The following is a 16,124-nucleotide window of genomic DNA, read 5'->3' as shown; positions in this document are numbered from 1 at the left end:
CGGCCGGGGCGAATTCGTGCTTGCGCTGATTGAACCCTGCTGCAGCCGGGATAGATTCATCCCTGCTCGATGCCGAGCAGCCGCGCGTCCAGCCGCCGCGCCAGCGCCGCGCCGCCTTCGCGCATCACCGCATCGTGGTTCCATTGGAAAACCGGTCGCAACAGCGGCGCCAAGGCATTCATCCATGGGCGCTTCGTATGCACGCACCAGTCATAGCGGACTACAGTCAGAGCGCGTCCATCGGTCGAAAAGCTCCACCGGCCGGCGCCTTCGACATCGCCACTGGCTTCCCCCTCCAGCGCGACCAACGGGTCGACGCGCGTCACCCGCATATCGAACACGAGGCGATAGGGCAACCAGCCTTTCCACGTATAGCGTTGAACGACGCCCACGCCCTGATCGGAACCTGCCTGCAACTGGTCCACGCTCTCGACGTTATGCCACCACTCGGGCCAGCGCGCCGAATCCTGGATTGCCGCCCACACGTCCTGCACTGGCGCATCGATGCGCCAGATGGTGGAAAAGCGGTATTCGACCGTCCGCAAGCTGCCTCCGTTCTTAGTATTCTTCTAGAGATTTTGTCAGATGCTCACTGCACTTGCCATCACCGGCGAAACAGCGCCGCGTTTCCCGCTCTCGGGATCTCGCCTGGCGTTAGGGTTCCAGAAACGTATGAGATGAGCGTCAGCCGGAAGCGGACAAACCCGACCGACGCTCTATGGCACACATGATATACGGGCCTTTTGTTAATCCGTCGTCCCCGCATAGGCGGCTTTCAGCGTGGCGATGTCGAACTTCACCATTTTTAACATGGCGTCGGCAGCACGCGTGGCCCTGGCGGGATCGGGGTCAGCCATCATGTCGAGGATATCGGTCGGAACGATCTGCCACGAGACGCCGAAGCGGTCTTTCAGCCAGCCGCACTCCTCGGGCGCACCGCCGCCCTCGAGAAGAGCGTTCCAATAGCGGTCAAGTTCTGCCTGGTCGGCACAGTTGACCATCAAGGATATCGAGTGATTGAACGCGTCGAGCCGCCCCGCGCTCATGGCGATGAAAGGCTGCCCAAAGAGAACAAACTCGACAACCTTTGTGGACCCGGCGCTCGGCACCGCGGTGACCCGAGTGACGCGCGAGTCTGGAAAAATACTCGCGTAGAAAGCAGCCGCCTCCTCAGCTTCCGTGGAATACCAAAGAAAAGGCGTGATCTTTTGAATCGTCATGGCAAATCTCCTGTCAGTGGTGGCTGAATGCGCAGGTAAGCCGCATGCTGCCATTGAGACGACGAAGGAAGACCATCAAAATTGACACGGCGGGAAGAAAAAGTTCACTTTTTTATTGGCTTCAGCGATGCGGGTATGACCCCGGTTGAGCAATTGTTTGTGGCCGCACTCGGCCTCATTTGCCGACTCCCGCCGTCTGTCGTGCGATATGACTTATGCTAAGATAAAAGTTCGTACACGAACTAACTTCCAACAAAAAAGCGCCGAACTCTGGAGCGCAACAGGCGAGGTTGAAATATGGATCATCGGCTCGTATATCTGCTCAATGTGGGCCAAAAGCGCCTGAATCGATGGTCGCAGACCCGCACAGCCGCAGGTGGCGTCACCGCAGCGCAGGCGGGACTGCTTTTCTTTCTCGGGAAAAACGACGGCGCCCTCACGAGCGAGGCGGCCGCGGCACTCGATCTCAAGGCACCGGGAATGAGCGGGTTGGTCGATAGAGTTGAGCGGGCCGGTCTTGTGGAACGCCATTCGGACGAACTCGATCGACGCGCGTCGCGGCTTTGGCTGACCGCCGCAGGACGCGCCGCACTCAAGCGGTCGAAATCGGGTCTCGCTGAGTTGAATGCACGATTGACGGAGGGATTTACGTCGTCAGAGATCGACGTGGTTGCGCGCTGGCTAACGAGTTTGCAGGACAAGTTTCCCGACGTCGACGAGGAAGCGGCATAGGGTGACACTGAATGCGGCGGCACCGCCGTGCCGCCGTCTTGCTCGGCGGTGTACGCCGCTCATATCATCGCGGAATCTTCGTGAAGTCTGGCCGGCGCTTTTCGGCAAACGCCAGGAATGCTTCTTTCGCCTCGGCACTTGCGAGCCGCTCCACGAATATCGTGGTTTCCCGATCCATCTGGGCCGTCAGCCGCTCTGCGTCCCGCATGAGCCGTTTCGTTGCCGTCAGAGATCCGTAGGGCCTGGTGGCAATTTTCTCGGCAATCCGGCGTGCTTCTGTACGCAGTTCCGCAACGGGGACAAGCCGATTTGCAATACCCCAGGCAACGGCGGAATCAGCCGAAACCGGGTCGCCGAGCGCGAACATTTCGAATGCCCTGACGTGCCCAATCTGTAGCGGCATAAGGTAGCTCGAGGCGGCCTCGGGAACCAAGGCCAGATTCACGAAGGGGGTCATCAATTGCGCCTCTTCGGACAAAAGCACGTAGTCGCAATGGAGCAACATCGTCGTACCGATTCCGACCGCCTTGCCCTGAACAGCGGCCACGATAGGCACTGTCGCCTTAGCCAGGCCGCGAAGAAAGCGGACCACCTGACGTTCCTGTGGACCGTTGCCCGCAGCCTGCATGGCGAATTCCGAGAGATCGTTACCGGCTGTGAACATGTCCCCATCTGACTGGATCAATAATGCGCGAACGTCCTCATCGACATTGGCCCGCTCGACTGCATCCGCAAGCGCGCCATACATCACGTTTGTAATGGCGTTAATTTTTCCTGGTCGCGAGATCGTTACGACCAGCACGCCATTTGCAAGTTCTACATTCACTTCCGCATTCATTGCTTCGTCTCCAAAGATTTGCTCAGGCTATCTACGGGTATGCACGCCTGGGCACACTGGAACGTGTCTAACCGTTCGCATGCGAAGTATATAACATTCGCATGCGAAGTAAACGTCTTTGTCATCGACTGGACATGCGTACAGGAAGCCTCAGCGACGCGCAGGTTGCGCTGCCGATCGCCCGCTCTCCGCCGCTCAATGCGAATGGCGCGGCACTTCCGCGCCCCGGCAGCCCACCAGAAAGTCGAAGTCACATCCCTGATCGGCCTGCAATACGTGCTGAACGTACAGATGCCGGTAGCCGCTCGCGTCGGCGGGATCGTCCTGGCGTGCTTGAGTCCATGCGGCGAGACGCGCGGCGAGTTCGGCATCGCTGACGTCGAGATGCAGGCGTCCGGCATCGCAGTCCACTTCGATCCAGTCCCCGTCGTGGACCACCGCAAGCGGGCCGCCCGCGCGAGCCTCGGGCGCTACGTGCAGCACCACCGTTCCGTACGCGGTGCCGCTCATCCGCGCATCGGATATCCGCACCATGTCCGTCACGCCTTGAGCCAGCAGTTTTGGCGGCAGACCCATGTTGCCGACTTCGGCCATGCCCGGATAGCCCTTGGGTCCACAATTCTTCAAGACCAGCACCGAATCCGCGGTCACGTCCAGGTCGGGTGCACCGATGCGTGCCTTGTAGTCTTCGAAGCTTTCAAAAACCACCGCCCGTCCACGATGTCTGAGGAGCGCGGGTGTGGACGCGGAAGGTTTGAGCACCGCCCCGTTGGGCGCAAGGTTGCCGCGCAGTACGTATAAGCCGCCGTCCGGAAAAATCGGCTTATCGAGCGTGCGGATGACTTCCTCGTTGTAAAGCGGGGCATCCTTGCAGTTGTCCCACAGCGACTGACCATTCGCAGTCAACGCACCCGGATGCGGCAGCAGGCCGCCTTCGCCGAGCCGGCGCAAGACCGCAGGCAGGCCACCTGCGTAATAAAACTCTTCCATCAGGTAGCGGCCCGACGGCTGCAGGTCGACTACCGTCGGGGTACCGCGTCCAATTCGCGTCCAGTCGTCGAGTTCAAGGCTCACGCCGATGCGTCCCGCAATAGCCTTCAGATGAATCGCCGCATTCGTCGAGCCGCCGATCGCTGCATTGACGCGAATCGCATTTTCGAATGCCTCACGCGTGAGCAGTGCCGACAGACGTAGATCCTCCAGCGCCATCTGCACGATGCGCATGCCCGACATATGCGCCAGCACGTAGCGGCGCGCGTCCACCGCGGGAATCGCCGCATTGTGAGGCAGCGTGACGCCGAGCGCTTCCGCCATGCAGGCCATCGTCGAGGCGGTGCCCATCGTATTGCAGGTACCCGCCGAGCGTGACATCCCGGCTTCGGCGGACATGAAGTCGTGCAGCGAGATTTTGCCCGCCTTCACCTGTTCGCTCAGTTGCCAGACGATCGTGCCCGAACCGATATCGCGGCCTTGATGCTTGCCGTTGAGCATCGGACCACCGGTGACGAGGATCGCCGGCACATCGCAGCTTGCCGCGCCCATCAGAAGCGCGGGGGTCGTCTTGTCGCAACCGGCCAGCAGCACGACAGCGTCGATCGGATTGCCGCGAATCGACTCCTCGACATCCATGCTCGCAAGATTGCGTGTGAGCATCGCCGTGGGACGCAAATTCGACTCGCCGTTGGAAAACACCGGGAATTCCACCGGGAAACCGCCCGCTTCCAGCACGCCGCGCTTCACGTGTTCAGCAAGCTTTCGAAAATGGGCATTGCACGGGGTCAACTCGGACCACGTGTTGCAGATCCCAATAATTGGTTTCCCGTGAAATTCGTGATCGGGAATGCCCTGGTTTTTCATCCAGCTTCGATACATGAAACCGTTCTTGTCGGCCGACCCGAACCATTGGGCAGAGCGTAGCGGGCGCTTTCCGTTCTTCATGTCCCTCTCCTTCCAGGTGCCAACTCGATAGTAATACTATTAAATCGGTGTATCGTGCACATCATTCCGGCGACACCAGACCAGGTCCGTCATCGTGTTGCGCCGCACCCCGAGCTGCAAATGAAAAAGGCAAAAGCTGCGCGACAGTAGTTAATTAGTCAGACTAGTTAAGGGTATACATCGATTAGTGGGCAAAAGTGCGTGATATAGCATTTTCTGAGGGGTAGTCATGCGTACGCGCGTGCACGTGGGCTTTCCGAAAGGAGTGATGCCCGGCTCCGGTACCTGTCTTGCCGGAGCTTTTCCTGCTTGCGCCGTTATAAACAGTGAAGTGTTCAACAACTGAGAGACGGGAGACTGAGATGGCGCAAGAAAAGGAAGACAAGGACGAAGTGCAAGGCATGCGTCGGGGATTGCTGCAGGGCGCAGGCCTGTCCGCAGCACTGGCGCTAATGGGTGGAATGGGTGGAATGATCTCGCAGGCCCAGGCGGCGGAAGCGGGTTCGTTCCCGGCGCACAAACGGTGGAGAATCGTATTCGTCAACCATGTCACGACGAATCCGTTCTTCGTGCCGACGCAATACGGCATTCAGGACGCGACCGCTTTGCTGGGTATGGACTATCAATGGACCGGCTCGGCCAATGCCGACATCGCCGAAATGGTGAATGCGGTCAACGCGGCGATCGCCTCGAAAGCCGACGCGATCGCAGTACCGATCGTCGACCCCAAGGCGTTCGACAAACCCATCCAGGCCGCGCTCGACGCCGGCATTCCCGTGTTCGCCTATAACGCCGACGCGCCCTCGGATTCCACGAATCCGCGCCTTGCGTATATCGGCCAGGATCTTTATCTGTCCGGTTATCAGATGGGCGAGCGGATCGTGAGCCTCATCGATAGCGGCCTCGTCGCGCTCTTTATTGCCACGCCCGGCCAGCTCAACATTCAGCCCCGCCTCGATGGCGCGGTGGCTGCAATCAAGAAATCGGGCAAGAAGATCGACGTGCAGACCATCGCAACCGGCGCGACCGTCAACGAAGAACTTTCGAAGATCAAATCGTTCTATCTCGGCCACCAGGATCTCAAAGGCATGTTCGCGGTGGACGCGGGCAGCACCCAGGGCGTCGCCGTGGTCATGAAGGAATCCAACCTGCCGTCCAAGGGCGTTCACGGCGGCGGCTTTGATCTCTTGCCGCGCACGGTCGATCTGATTCACGAAGGCTTCCTCGACTTTACGATCGACCAGCAGCCGTACGTGCAGGGTTTCTATACCGTGGTCGAGGCGTTCACCTTCCTCGCCTCCGGCGGGCTCGTCGGACCGGCCAATGTCAACACGGGTCTGAAGTTCGTTACTAAGGGTACGGTGGATCCGTACCTGAACACATCGACGCGCTATGAAGGCAAGAGCACGAAAGCCCAGATCGTGCCACGCACCGGTGCGATCAAAGGGTGACGTCTTCTGTGACGGACGCCCAGAAAGCCGCCCAACGTCCGAGGCGCTGGTCAGGCGCGCTCGGGCGTTCCAGCGAGATCCGCATCTTCGCGGTAGCGCTCATCCTCTGCATCTACTTCGAGACGGTTAACCATGACTTTCTGCTGACCAGCGCGAGTCTGCAGAATCTGTCGCAGTTCATCGCGCCAGTCGCGATCATTGCCTTTGGCGAAATCATGCTGATGATCGGCGGGGAGATCGATCTCTCCGCAGGGATGGTCTTTGCATTTGCGCCTTTCATCATGCACTTCGCCATCGAGGCGGGCTTGCCGCCGTGGCTCGGAATGCTCACCGGCGTGGTTGCCGCGGGCCTCGTCGGTCTGATCAACGGCGCCGTCACGGTGTACCTGCGCATCCCCTCGTTCGTGACGACGCTCGGCACGTTGTTCTTCGTGAACGGCCTCACGTTGACGATTTCACGAGGCACGCCAGTTTCGCCGCCGGAAAACTCAGCGTTTGCGGCATTCATGGGCGGATGGGGGTATAGCGAAATCATCTGGACGCTTGTCATTGCCGCCATCATGCATGTGCTGCTACGTCACACACGTTGGGGTTTGCATACGATCGCCTCGGGAGCGAATCCATTGGGTGCGAGCGAGGCGGGGATACAGGTCAGACGGCTGAAGCTCGGCAACTTCATTCTTGCCGCGTTCCTCGCCGGCCTGACCGGGATCCTCGAGGGTTTCCGCATCACGTCGATCGATCCGCAAGCAGGCGGCAACCAGATCATGTTTCTTGCCGTCGCCGCTGCCGTGATTGGCGGCACGCCGCTCGCCGGTGGCTCGGGCACGATCATCGGCGGACTGATCGGCGCGGCGGTGCTTGGCATTCTCAACGACGGCTTCACGCTGATCGGCATCAACGCCTTCACCTTCAACATGATTCTCGGCGCGGCGATTCTCGGGGCCATGATCTTCAACATCCACGTGGTTCGTCTCGCACGCAAAGGGGAGCTGTAATGTCCGAAGTGCTGGAGGCGCTGCGCGGTGAAGACATTGTCAAGCGCTTTGGCGCGGTCACCGCACTCGATGGCGTGACGCTCACGCTAAGACGGGGCGAGATTCTCGGCGTACTCGGCGACAACGGCGCAGGCAAATCGACGCTGATCAAGATTCTGACCGGCTTTCATCAGCAGACAAGCGGCAAGCTTTTCGTCGGCGGCGAGGAAACCATGCTTCGGTCGGTCGATCACGCCCGTTCGCTCGGCATTGAATGTGTCTATCAGGATCTCGCGCTCGCCAATTCCCTGAGCATCTATCACAACATGTTCCTGAATCGGGAGATCATCCGTCGAGGGCCGTTTCGCCTGCTGAACAATCGCGCAATGCGTGAGCGCGCGGCGGAGTGTCTCGAAGAAATCGGCGTGCACGTGCCCTCGGTCGACCTGCCGGTCGAGCAGCTTTCGGGCGGGCAGCGACAGGCTATCGCGGTCGCTCGCGCGGTCAATTCGAATGCGAAGATACTGCTGCTCGACGAACCGCTGGCCGCGATGGGCGCCCGCGAGGCTGGACTGATCATCGACCTGATCCTTCGGCTGAAGGCGAAAGGGGGTCTGTCTATCGTCATGATCATGCACAACTATGCGCAGACGCTCGACATCGCGGATCGCGTGATGCTCATGCAACGCGGACGGGTGACCTACCAGCGGGAGGCAGCCAGCACGTCGGTCGAGGAGCTCATGGAGATCGTGCGACGCGAATATCGGGCAATGCGGACAACGACGCATTGATACGCAGCGGCAAGTCGTGCCCCTCGGGTCAATCGCAGTGGCAGCACAGCGACTGCACCTTCAAGCGTCGAAGCCAAACAAGTTGCGAGGCGTAGCCCACAAGACACGCCGGCGTGCGTCCGGATCGGGAATCAGACGCTGGACCAACGTCAGCAAGGGCGCATAGTCCATTCGCACCGGCGAGCGCAGGAACGGCCAATCCGAACCCCACACACAGCGATCCGGCCCGAACGTGCGAAGAATCTGCCGGGCGAAAATCTGCGCGTCTTCGTATGGATATTCAAGCTGTGAGAATTTTTGCAAGCCGGAAAGCTTGACGACCGTGCGCGCGGTGTCGGCAAGACGCAGGAGCGCCTGGAAGCCGGGCTGATTCAAGCCGGCCGCGACATCGGGTCGACCGCAGTGGTCGATCAGCACCCGCGTCGCAGTCCGCCCGATCAGCGGCTCGAGCGCGACCAACTGATCGCCCGTAACCTGTATCTGCGCGAACATATCGAGGTCGGCCAGCGTATGGAAAAGCGCGTCGGCGTCGCTGAGCGCTTCGACGCCTTCCATCGCCGGATTGAAGGCGACGCCGACCACGCCCGCGCGCCTCATCTCCAGCAACGCTTCCCGGCTCACCCCGTTGTCCACCACGGCGATGCCTTTGAAGCGATCGCCAAAGCATGCGATGGCATCGAGCATGCAGCGATTGTCGGTGCGATAGCCGCTCGTCGGCCCGACCAGCAACGCATGTCGCACGCCGCATGCGTCCATGACGTGGACAAACTGCGCAGCGGTGCCGATCTCCTGCATCGATGGCCGGTACGCGGTGTCCGCGCGATAGGGAAAGCGTGCGGGATCGAAAATATGGTTGTGACAGTCGATTTTCTCTTCATCGAAGATATTCATTGCTGCGACTCTCCGAGAGATTCGTGTCGGCGGCATGCCACTTCAAGCATAGCGCGCGTGCTTCGGTACGCAAGTTCGAGCCGGTCCTTCGCAGGCAGCGACGGCAACGGCATCTCCACGCCCAAAGCCGTGCCGGCAGGCAGCGCGTCCAGCAAGTCGATGAGCGGTAACACCCCTTCGCCCGGCGGCAAACGGCCGGTGCGCGCTTCGAGGATCGTCGCATCGTCACCGACCGGCGCGTGCTGCGACGCGTCGCAAAGCTGCACGGCACGCACCATCCCCACCGATAACGCCCGAACGTCGGCCGGACTACCGCCCGAGCGCGCGAGATGCAACGCGTCGACGAGAATCGCGAGGTTGGCGCTGGCCACCCGCTCGACCATCGACCGGGCCTGCTTCAGCGTGCCGACATGGCGCCAGCGCATGAACTCCAGATCGACACGCAAGCCATATTGCGCGGCCAATTCGCACAAGGCCGCGAGGTTGGCGGCAAGCCGCCCGGCGTCGGGATCGTCGCCCGAGACTGTCACGCAACGGGCGCCCAGATCGGCCGCCGCGTCGAACATCGGCGCATAGGACGCGACGTCGATATCGGGCAGCATCGGAATGAACTCGACGTCGTGCACCGTCATGCCCTCGTCGGCAAGCACGCGCCGCAGTACGCGATGCGCTTCGCTGCCCACGATGGACGGGTACGCGATCGCATCCGCTGAGGTCGGGTTCAGCCTCAGCCCCACCGCATCGAACCCCGCGCGCGCCGCTTGCGTGACCCATTCCAGCGGTGTCAGCTCCAGCGCGGTGAGATGCGCGACCGCAAGCTTCGGCGCTTTTGTCGGCGCGCTCAATATGTGGCCCTCCCGCCGGTCAGATCGAACGTGAAGCCGCTCGTAAAGCTGCATTCGGGACTCGCGATCCAGCTAACCATCGCACCGACTTCCTCGATCTGCAGAAAGCGGCCCATCGGAATCTTGGCCTTGCTCGCCTCGATATGCGCGTCGGACATCTCGCTGAACAGTTCGGTTTCGACCATTGCCGGCGCGACACAGTTGATGAGCACGTTGTCCTTCGCCAGTTCCTTCGCCGCGGCCTTGGTGAACGCGATGACACCCGCCTTCGCCGCCGAGTACCCCGAGATGAACTGAACGCCTTCCTTGCCCGCGATCGACGCCACGTTGACGATGCGGCCGCCACCGCGCGCGCGCATATGCGGAATGGCGACGCGGCAGCAGTAAAACACGCTGTTCAGATCCACCGCGATCACACGTTGCCATGCGTCCACCGGATATTCCCAGCACGGCGCCACCGGTCCATTGATCCCCGCGTTGTTCACGAGAATATCCACTTGCCCGAGATGGTCGAGCGTAGCCGCGAAGGCCTGTTCGACCGAGTTCATGGAAGCGACGTCCACCTGCTGAACGTGGTCGGGCGCGAAGCCCAGACGTTGCGCGCCGCAGTCGTCCACGTTCAGGTCCCACACCGCGACGCGTGCGCCGTCCGCTTTCAGTTTTTGCGCGATGCCCAGACCGATGCCACGCGCGGCGCCCGTGACGATGGCCACTTTCCCGTCGAGAGAGCGAGTCATATTCGATTTATTCCTTTGCTTGAAAAATGTCGTTTTGCAGTTCGATGCGCCTGATATCGCCAACGACGAAGATGTATGAAAGCGCGCCGACCAGCGTGACCGCCGAGATGAAGGCCAACGCATAGACGAACGAGCCCGTCGCGTTGACGATCAGGCCGATCACCAGCGGCGTGACGATCCCCGCTGCATTGGCGAACAGATTGAAGATGCCGCCGCTCAAACCGAGCAGACCCTTTGGTGCGATGTCCGAGACGATCATCCATGCAAGCGCCGACATCCCCTGAGCAAAGTACGCAACGCAAAGAATCGCGATGACGGTTGCAGTGGACTCGACATAGTTCGCAAGGACAATGCTCGACGCCGCGAGCAGGCCCACGATCACCGGCAGCTTGCGCGACCAGTTCAGGGAGATGCCCCGGCGCAGCATGGCGTCGGAGATCCAGCCTCCGGCAAGCGTACCCACCGACGCGGCGATGAACGGCAGCACCGCGATCAGCCCGACCTTCAACCACGGCATATGACGCTCGGTGACGAGGTAAGTCGGGAACCACGTCAGAAAGAACACGTTGGTCGAATTGCCGGCGAACTGGCCGAGACAGATGCCGAGCATGCTGCGCCGCTTGAGAAGCGCGCCGATGTCGGACCAGCGAAAGTGCGTGGCCTGCTGGCTTCCGTCGACCACGCCGCCGCCATCCGCGATGTAATCGAGTTCGGCGCGATTCGCGCGCTTGGACTGATGCGGCTCGTGAAAGCGCATGAGCCAGATGCCGCCGAACACGACCCCGACTGTACCGACGATGCCGAACAACGCACGCCATCCATAGCGTTGTTCCAGCCAGAACAGGAACGGGCTCAGGAAAGCGAGGCCGACGTATTCCGCGAACGTGTAGATGCCGGTTGCGCGGGCGCGCTCGCTCTGTGGAAACCAGATCGCGACCACGCGGCTGTTAGTCGGAAAACAGGGTGCCTCGGCAATGCCGATCAGCAAACGCATGATCAGCAGCGAGACGAAACCTGTCGCCAGCCCCTGCAATCCGGTGAAAAGAGACCACAGCGTGAGTGCGAAGAAATACGTCCAGCGGGTTCCGATGCGGTCCAGCATCACGCCGCCGGGAATCTGCGAAGCCGTGTACGTCCACGAAAACGCTGAGAAGATCACGCCCATCAGCGCCGGATTCAAGCCGAGTTCGTGACTCATGCTCGGTGCGGCAATGCCGGCGACGCTGCGATCCAGATAATTGATCATCGTGCCGACCGCCAGCAGCGCGAGTATGCCGAAGCGGGCGCGGGTCCGCCGCGCGGTCGTGGCAACGTCGATTGCCGCGACTCCAGACTGAGTTGCCTGATTCATCTTGTCTCCATCCTGTCTGCTCTTTGTCTTGAGTGCACTATGCAACGCGGGAGACGGGCTCCCGTTGAGCAGATACTAGATAGTTGCCGCAAGCTTGTCGTATGCCGAGTTTCAGCTACCCTATAACTTTTGGTTAATATCCCCGGATACGCGTTCTGGAGGATGCATGCGGTTCAAGCTCAGGCAGATGGAAGTGTTTCGTGCGGTCATGCTGACCGGCTCGATCAACGCAGCGGCGAAGATGCTCTACGTGTCCCAACCGGCTGTCAGCAAGCTCATCTCCCACACTGAGACCACCTTGGGGCTGCGCCTCTTTGAACGCACGAAAGGCCGGCTGATACCGACAGCGGAAGCGCAGGCGCTATTCAGGGAGGTGGAGCAGGTCTATCAGGCGGCGCTGAGCGTCGATGAATTCGCGCGGGCGCTGGCGCTTGGGCCGGCGAGCCTGTTGCGGGTGTCGTGCAGTCCGTCGTTGGCGACGTCGATCGTCGCGCCTGCCATCGTCGAGTTGAAACGGCAGTTGCCGGCGCTCAGCGTGGACTGGCACACCACCCTGATGGCCGACATGCCGCTCGAAGTCTTGAGCAAGGCCGTCGACGTGGCGGTCACATCGATGCCGATCGAACATGAGCACCTCGACGTGGTGCCATTCATGCGCGGCAGGATGGTCTGCGTCGTGCCGCCGCTTCATCGTCTCGCCGCGCCCGAGCCGATTGCGCTGGCCGAGCTGATTGGCGAACCCATGATTCTCTTCAGGCGCGACATTCCGTTCGGCACGATGATCGCGCGCGCATGCCAGCAAGCCAATGTCGAACTGCAATCCGTGGTGGACGTCACGCGCGCGGACCAGGCGCTGGCACTGGTGAAAGGCGGACTCGGGCTCGCTATCGTCGACGAGTTCGCCGCCGAAGGTCAGGGCTTTATCGTCCGTCCGCTGATCGAGGAACTCGAACTCGTCTCCACCTTTGTCTATTCGAAGTTCTCTCCGCCTTCCCGCAACACGGCGCTGCTGATGCATGCGGTCTACAAGCAGGCGCAACGCATCGACCGGCAGATTGCGGGTGCGTCGCTGCCGGACTAAAGCAAACCCGCGAGATGCAGCACGACGAACGACCCGGCGCCGCCCGCTATCAACACCAAAGCGTTGATTCGGGTCGTCATCACCAGCACGGTCGCGATTGCCGCGGTAAGCCATGCTATCCAGCCGCCATCGAGTTGTTTCATCAACACGTAGACGGCGGCCAGAATAAGACCGGCGGCGACGGGCCGCAGACCCGCCTGCAACGCGTTCAGCCAGCGGGCGCCTTCATGTCTGTTCCACACGTGCACCACACCGCACATCAGGAACGCCGTTGGCCCGAACAAAGCCAGCGTCGCCACGAGGGCTCCGCCAAAGCCGCCCACCTGCCAGCCGATCAATGTCGCGAGCAGCGACCCCGGACCCGGCGCGAGCCGAGCAATCGCGAAGTCGCTCAGGAATTGGGCGTGCGTCATCCAATGATGCACGTCGACGACTTGCCGTTGGACCTCGGCGATGATCCCTTGCCCGCCGCCGACCGTCACGATCGAAAGCGGCGCAAAAACCGAAAACAGTGCGATGAGATTTCTGGACACGTGATGTGGCTTTCTGAAAGTTGCCCGACTGTCGTTATTGCTGCCGCGGCGAACGGACGTATTCGTAGCCGACGCTCAGGACGCCGGCTATCAACACTGTCCACACGAGCGACGCCCTGAATAACGCCACCGCCACGAAGGTCGCGATCAGCATGAGGTACGAAAAGAGCCGCCGCGGCAGCCTGCGCGCGGCGGTGATCGCCATCGCCGCGGATAGGCCGATTGCACCTGCCGCCGCACCGGCCAGCGCGGTATGCGTGAGTGGCAGATAGGCGATGGCCGAGAAGAATGCGCCGAGCAGCACGATCAGGACGGCCGGCGGGAAGATGATTCCGCAAAATCCGGCCAGCGCGCCGCGCCAGCCAAGCAAACGATAACCGATCCAGATGGCCAGATTCTTGATGTTGACGCCCGGCAGCGCCTGCGACAACGCCAGTCCGTTGAGGAACTCGTCCTCGCTCAGCCAGCGCCGGTCGTGCACGAACTCGCGCAGAAACCAGCCACTCAATCCCCCGCCAAAACTCGTGAGACCGATGCGGGAAAAAATAAGGAACAGCCCTAGCGCGGTCACCTCGCCCGGCGCACCTCCGCCGCCTTGCCCGATGTCTTCACGCGTCGATGCCGGATCGAGAACTTCTTGCCCGTTGGTGCCTTTGACCAATGCTCCCTCCTTACGAACTGTGTGGCAAAGCCGGTGAATCCCAGCGCTTCGTTGGCGTCGTTGCGGCCACAACGACGCTGTTTACCCCGGTTTGCCCCGAGTGCTAAATGATAGCTGCAATAAGCCGGCCTATTTTACTCATCATGCAACAACGCCAAAGCTTCGCCGCCTGCGCGTCAATGCATACGGTCTCCTTGACACCCGTTCAGGACGGTATTTAATTCCACTATCTGCCGGCCGGGTCACAAAGTAGAAGTACATTACCTGCTGTTGCCGGAGATCGAATTTCGCACCGTGCGTGATTTTCACTTCATGCGGCGTTGTCGTTCGCCTGAGCGCCGAACTTTCTGATGCCGCAATCTCGCCGTGACGGGATGCATCCGCTGCGAATCGAGCCGCTTACCGTGCAGTCAACGCTGGAGACATGCCATGAGCCCGACCATCGATCGACAGTGGAAACGTTGGGCCGCAATCGCGAGTGCCATTCTGCTGGTGTCGTGCGGCGATTCGATCAATTCGAATCCGACCGTCCCCGATTCGATCATGCAGGTGATGCAAAAGCCGATCTACAAGAGCGCGACCTGGTCGATGCGAGTGGTCGACCTCGACTCGGGCGATGTGATCTACGATATGAACTCGAGCGCCCAAATGCTGATCGGTTCGGTGCGCAAGCTCTTTTCGGTCGGCTCCGCGTTGAATCAACTGGGTGCGCAGCATCAATTCGTCACGCCGGTCTACCGGCAGGGTACGGTCAATGCTAGCGGCACCCTCACCGGCAATCTGGTTCTGCTGGCAAGCGGCGATCTGACAATGGGCGGCCGAGCCAACCCGGACGGCACGATCGCCATCACGAACTTCGATCACAACGAGGCCGACTCGTTGGGCAACGCGATACTCGCCACGCCCGATCCGCTCGCCGGCTTCAATTCCCTCGCGGCGCAGGTCGCGGCTGCGGGCATCAAGACAATCAACGGCGATGTCGTGATCGACGACCGGCTTTTCGAGCCTTTCAACTTCCGCGGTGAGTTCAATGTGCGGCCGATCTTCGTCAACGACGACGTCGTCGACGTCACCCTGAACCAGAGCGCCGAAGGCTCGGCCGTTCCATTCGACTGGCGGCCCAAAACGGCCGCGTTTAGCGTGCAATCCACGCTCGCGACGGGCAGCGCGACCTCGGGTCTGGATATCGAGCTCGCACCGGAACCGCCGTTGTGCATCGGCTCATCGGGTTGTGTCGGCAACGTAACCGGTAACGTGCCGGCCGGGTTCGTGCCGCCACTGACGAACGCCTACCCGCTCATCCGCACGTTCCGCGTGACCGAGCCATCCAATTACGCCCGGACGGTCTTTATCGAAGCCCTGGCCCGCGCAGGTGTCACGGTCACGGCGACGCCCGTCGCCGCCAATCCGGTTCAGTTGCTGCCCGCGCAAGGCTCGTATTCGAGCGCGACGCAGGTTGCGCAACTCACTTCGCAACCGTATGAGCAATACGCTAAATACGTCATGAAGGTCAGCTATAACATCGGCGCCGATACGAGCCTCATGCTGTTCGGTCTTGCGAACAACAACGCCAAGACGCTGACCGACGCGTTGGCGGCGGAACAGAGCGTGCTGACCACCACGTTCAAGATCCCGTCGAGCCAGTATCACTTCATCGACGGCAGCGGCGGCGGCGACTCGACTGCGAGCGGCACTGCCGTCATTGCCATGCTGAGAGGCATGAGCACGACGCCGGTCTTTTCGCCCTACTTCGACGCGTTGCCGGTGCTGGGCGTAGACGGATCGCTGGCCACCATCACCGCCTTCGAATCCGATGCGACGCTTGCGGGAGCGAAAGGCCAGGTGCACGCGAAGACCGGCACTTACGTCACGGAGAACCCAAACGCGCCGACGTTACCGTTCCTGAGAGGACAATCCCTCGCCGGCTATATCGACGCGAAAAGCGGCCACCGGATCGCGTTCGTGCTGACGGTGAACAACGTTCCTATTTCAGGCATCATCGACGTGCTATCGGTCTTCCAGGACGAAGGCACGATTTCAGCGATGCTCTGGAAACTGCAGTAACGCGGCGGCGCAGC

Annotated in this window: 16 protein-coding genes; 6 read left to right on the top strand and 10 right to left on the bottom strand. The window is 61.0% G+C overall.

Annotated features, from left to right (window positions below; translation table 11 throughout):
- Window positions 1–56: 56 nt before the first annotated feature.
- Together B0G74_RS36925 and B0G74_RS36920 are read right to left on the bottom strand one after the other, a co-directional pair.
- Entirely contained in the window at window positions 57–545 is a 489-nt protein-coding gene (locus tag B0G74_RS36925) for an SRPBCC family protein (RefSeq protein ID WP_132381600.1), read from the bottom strand.
- Window positions 546–746: 201 nt separating this feature from the next.
- The gene (locus B0G74_RS36920) at window positions 747–1,220 is read right to left on the bottom strand and encodes a VOC family protein (RefSeq protein WP_132381598.1); all 474 of its coding nucleotides are present in this window, start codon (window positions 1,218–1,220) and stop codon (window positions 747–749) included.
- Between the two features lie 297 nt (window positions 1,221–1,517).
- Here B0G74_RS36920 and B0G74_RS36915 point away from each other — a divergent pair, with 297 nt between their 5' ends.
- A complete protein-coding gene (locus B0G74_RS36915; RefSeq protein ID WP_132381596.1) occupies window positions 1,518–1,952 on the top strand; it encodes a MarR family winged helix-turn-helix transcriptional regulator in 435 nt (144 codons plus the stop codon).
- 64 nt (window positions 1,953–2,016) lie between these two features.
- Here the strand turns inward: B0G74_RS36915 and B0G74_RS36910 are convergent, their stop codons facing one another.
- Both B0G74_RS36910 and B0G74_RS36905 read right to left on the bottom strand, forming a co-directional pair.
- Window positions 2,017–2,790 carry an enoyl-CoA hydratase gene (locus B0G74_RS36910; protein WP_132381594.1) on the bottom strand — a complete coding sequence of 258 codons (774 nt, stop codon included), beginning with the start codon at window positions 2,788–2,790 and terminating at the stop codon, window positions 2,017–2,019.
- 195 nt (window positions 2,791–2,985) lie between these two features.
- On the bottom strand, window positions 2,986–4,728 hold the full coding sequence (locus B0G74_RS36905; RefSeq protein WP_132381592.1) for an IlvD/Edd family dehydratase: 1,743 nt from the start codon (window positions 4,726–4,728) through the stop codon (window positions 2,986–2,988).
- Window positions 4,729–5,090: 362 nt separating this feature from the next.
- Between B0G74_RS36905 and B0G74_RS36900 the strand changes: the two genes are divergently transcribed.
- Genes B0G74_RS36900 through B0G74_RS36890 form a run of 3 tightly spaced genes read left to right on the top strand, consistent with a single transcriptional unit; the run spans window position 5,091 to window position 7,947 of the window.
- Window positions 5,091–6,179 carry a sugar ABC transporter substrate-binding protein gene (locus tag B0G74_RS36900; RefSeq protein ID WP_132381590.1) on the top strand — a complete coding sequence of 363 codons (1,089 nt, stop codon included), beginning with the start codon at window positions 5,091–5,093 and terminating at the stop codon, window positions 6,177–6,179.
- Window positions 6,180–6,187: 8 nt separating this feature from the next.
- On the top strand, window positions 6,188–7,177 hold the full coding sequence (locus tag B0G74_RS36895) for an ABC transporter permease (RefSeq protein WP_243658504.1): 990 nt from the start codon (window positions 6,188–6,190) through the stop codon (window positions 7,175–7,177).
- Window positions 7,177–7,947, top strand: coding sequence for an ATP-binding cassette domain-containing protein (locus tag B0G74_RS36890; protein WP_132381586.1), 771 nt, complete (start codon window positions 7,177–7,179; stop codon window positions 7,945–7,947). The genes B0G74_RS36895 and B0G74_RS36890 overlap by 1 nt, the downstream gene beginning before the upstream one ends.
- A 60-nt stretch (window positions 7,948–8,007) precedes the next feature.
- On the opposite strand, the gene B0G74_RS36885 is transcribed toward B0G74_RS36890, so the two are convergent.
- Genes B0G74_RS36885 through B0G74_RS36870 form a run of 4 tightly spaced genes read right to left on the bottom strand, consistent with a single transcriptional unit; the run spans window position 8,008 to window position 11,771 of the window.
- A complete protein-coding gene (locus B0G74_RS36885) occupies window positions 8,008–8,838 on the bottom strand; it encodes an amidohydrolase family protein (RefSeq protein ID WP_132381584.1) in 831 nt (276 codons plus the stop codon).
- Window positions 8,835–9,683 carry a sugar phosphate isomerase/epimerase family protein gene (locus B0G74_RS36880; RefSeq protein ID WP_132381582.1) on the bottom strand — a complete coding sequence of 283 codons (849 nt, stop codon included), beginning with the start codon at window positions 9,681–9,683 and terminating at the stop codon, window positions 8,835–8,837. Before B0G74_RS36880 ends, B0G74_RS36885 begins: the two co-directional genes overlap by 4 nt.
- Window positions 9,680–10,420, bottom strand: coding sequence for an SDR family NAD(P)-dependent oxidoreductase (locus B0G74_RS36875; RefSeq protein ID WP_132381580.1), 741 nt, complete (start codon window positions 10,418–10,420; stop codon window positions 9,680–9,682). The genes B0G74_RS36880 and B0G74_RS36875 overlap by 4 nt, the downstream gene beginning before the upstream one ends.
- 7 nt (window positions 10,421–10,427) lie before the next feature.
- Window positions 10,428–11,771: an MFS transporter gene (locus tag B0G74_RS36870; protein WP_132381578.1), complete on the bottom strand. Its 1,344-nt coding sequence runs from the start codon at window positions 11,769–11,771 to the stop codon at window positions 10,428–10,430.
- Between the two features lie 166 nt (window positions 11,772–11,937).
- Between B0G74_RS36870 and B0G74_RS36865 the strand changes: the two genes are divergently transcribed.
- On the top strand, window positions 11,938–12,852 hold the full coding sequence (locus B0G74_RS36865) for a LysR family transcriptional regulator (RefSeq protein WP_132381576.1): 915 nt from the start codon (window positions 11,938–11,940) through the stop codon (window positions 12,850–12,852).
- On the opposite strand, the gene B0G74_RS36860 is transcribed toward B0G74_RS36865, so the two are convergent.
- Together B0G74_RS36860 and B0G74_RS36855 are read right to left on the bottom strand one after the other, a co-directional pair.
- Complete coding sequence (locus B0G74_RS36860) at window positions 12,849–13,385, bottom strand: chromate transporter (RefSeq protein ID WP_132381574.1); 537 nt, start codon at window positions 13,383–13,385, stop codon at window positions 12,849–12,851. The genes B0G74_RS36865 and B0G74_RS36860 overlap by 4 nt on opposite strands.
- 34 nt (window positions 13,386–13,419) lie before the next feature.
- Complete coding sequence (locus B0G74_RS36855) at window positions 13,420–14,046, bottom strand: chromate transporter (protein WP_132381572.1); 627 nt, start codon at window positions 14,044–14,046, stop codon at window positions 13,420–13,422.
- A gap of 429 nt (window positions 14,047–14,475) precedes the next feature.
- Here B0G74_RS36855 and B0G74_RS36850 point away from each other — a divergent pair, with 429 nt between their 5' ends.
- The gene (locus tag B0G74_RS36850) at window positions 14,476–16,110 is read left to right on the top strand and encodes a D-alanyl-D-alanine carboxypeptidase (RefSeq protein ID WP_132381570.1); all 1,635 of its coding nucleotides are present in this window, start codon (window positions 14,476–14,478) and stop codon (window positions 16,108–16,110) included.
- Window positions 16,111–16,124: the final 14 nt, after the last annotated feature.

The organism is Paraburkholderia sp. BL9I2N2 (assembly GCF_004339745.1).
Classification (GTDB): Bacteria; Pseudomonadota; Gammaproteobacteria; order Burkholderiales; family Burkholderiaceae; genus Paraburkholderia.
This window is presented reverse-complemented; position numbering and strand designations above follow the sequence as displayed.

What these genes read in the sequence shown, in the direction of transcription:
- B0G74_RS36890 (WP_132381586.1), top strand. Translation starts at nt 7,177, where the DNA reads ATGTCCGAAGTGCTGGAGGCGCTGCGCGGTGAAGACATTGTCAAGCGC.
- B0G74_RS36865 (WP_132381576.1), top strand. Translation starts at nt 11,938, where the DNA reads ATGCGGTTCAAGCTCAGGCAGATGGAAGTGTTTCGTGCGGTCATGCTG.
- B0G74_RS36915 (WP_132381596.1), top strand. Translation starts at nt 1,518, where the DNA reads ATGGATCATCGGCTCGTATATCTGCTCAATGTGGGCCAAAAGCGCCTG.
- B0G74_RS36885 (WP_132381584.1), bottom strand. Translation starts at nt 8,838, where the DNA reads ATGAATATCTTCGATGAAGAGAAAATCGACTGTCACAACCATATTTTC.
- B0G74_RS36900 (WP_132381590.1), top strand. Translation starts at nt 5,091, where the DNA reads ATGGCGCAAGAAAAGGAAGACAAGGACGAAGTGCAAGGCATGCGTCGG.
- B0G74_RS36920 (WP_132381598.1), bottom strand. Translation starts at nt 1,220, where the DNA reads ATGACGATTCAAAAGATCACGCCTTTTCTTTGGTATTCCACGGAAGCT.
- B0G74_RS36850 (WP_132381570.1), top strand. Translation starts at nt 14,476, where the DNA reads ATGAGCCCGACCATCGATCGACAGTGGAAACGTTGGGCCGCAATCGCG.
- B0G74_RS36910 (WP_132381594.1), bottom strand. Translation starts at nt 2,790, where the DNA reads ATGAATGCGGAAGTGAATGTAGAACTTGCAAATGGCGTGCTGGTCGTA.
- B0G74_RS36905 (WP_132381592.1), bottom strand. Translation starts at nt 4,728, where the DNA reads ATGAAGAACGGAAAGCGCCCGCTACGCTCTGCCCAATGGTTCGGGTCG.
- B0G74_RS36875 (WP_132381580.1), bottom strand. Translation starts at nt 10,420, where the DNA reads ATGACTCGCTCTCTCGACGGGAAAGTGGCCATCGTCACGGGCGCCGCG.
- B0G74_RS36870 (WP_132381578.1), bottom strand. Translation starts at nt 11,771, where the DNA reads ATGAATCAGGCAACTCAGTCTGGAGTCGCGGCAATCGACGTTGCCACG.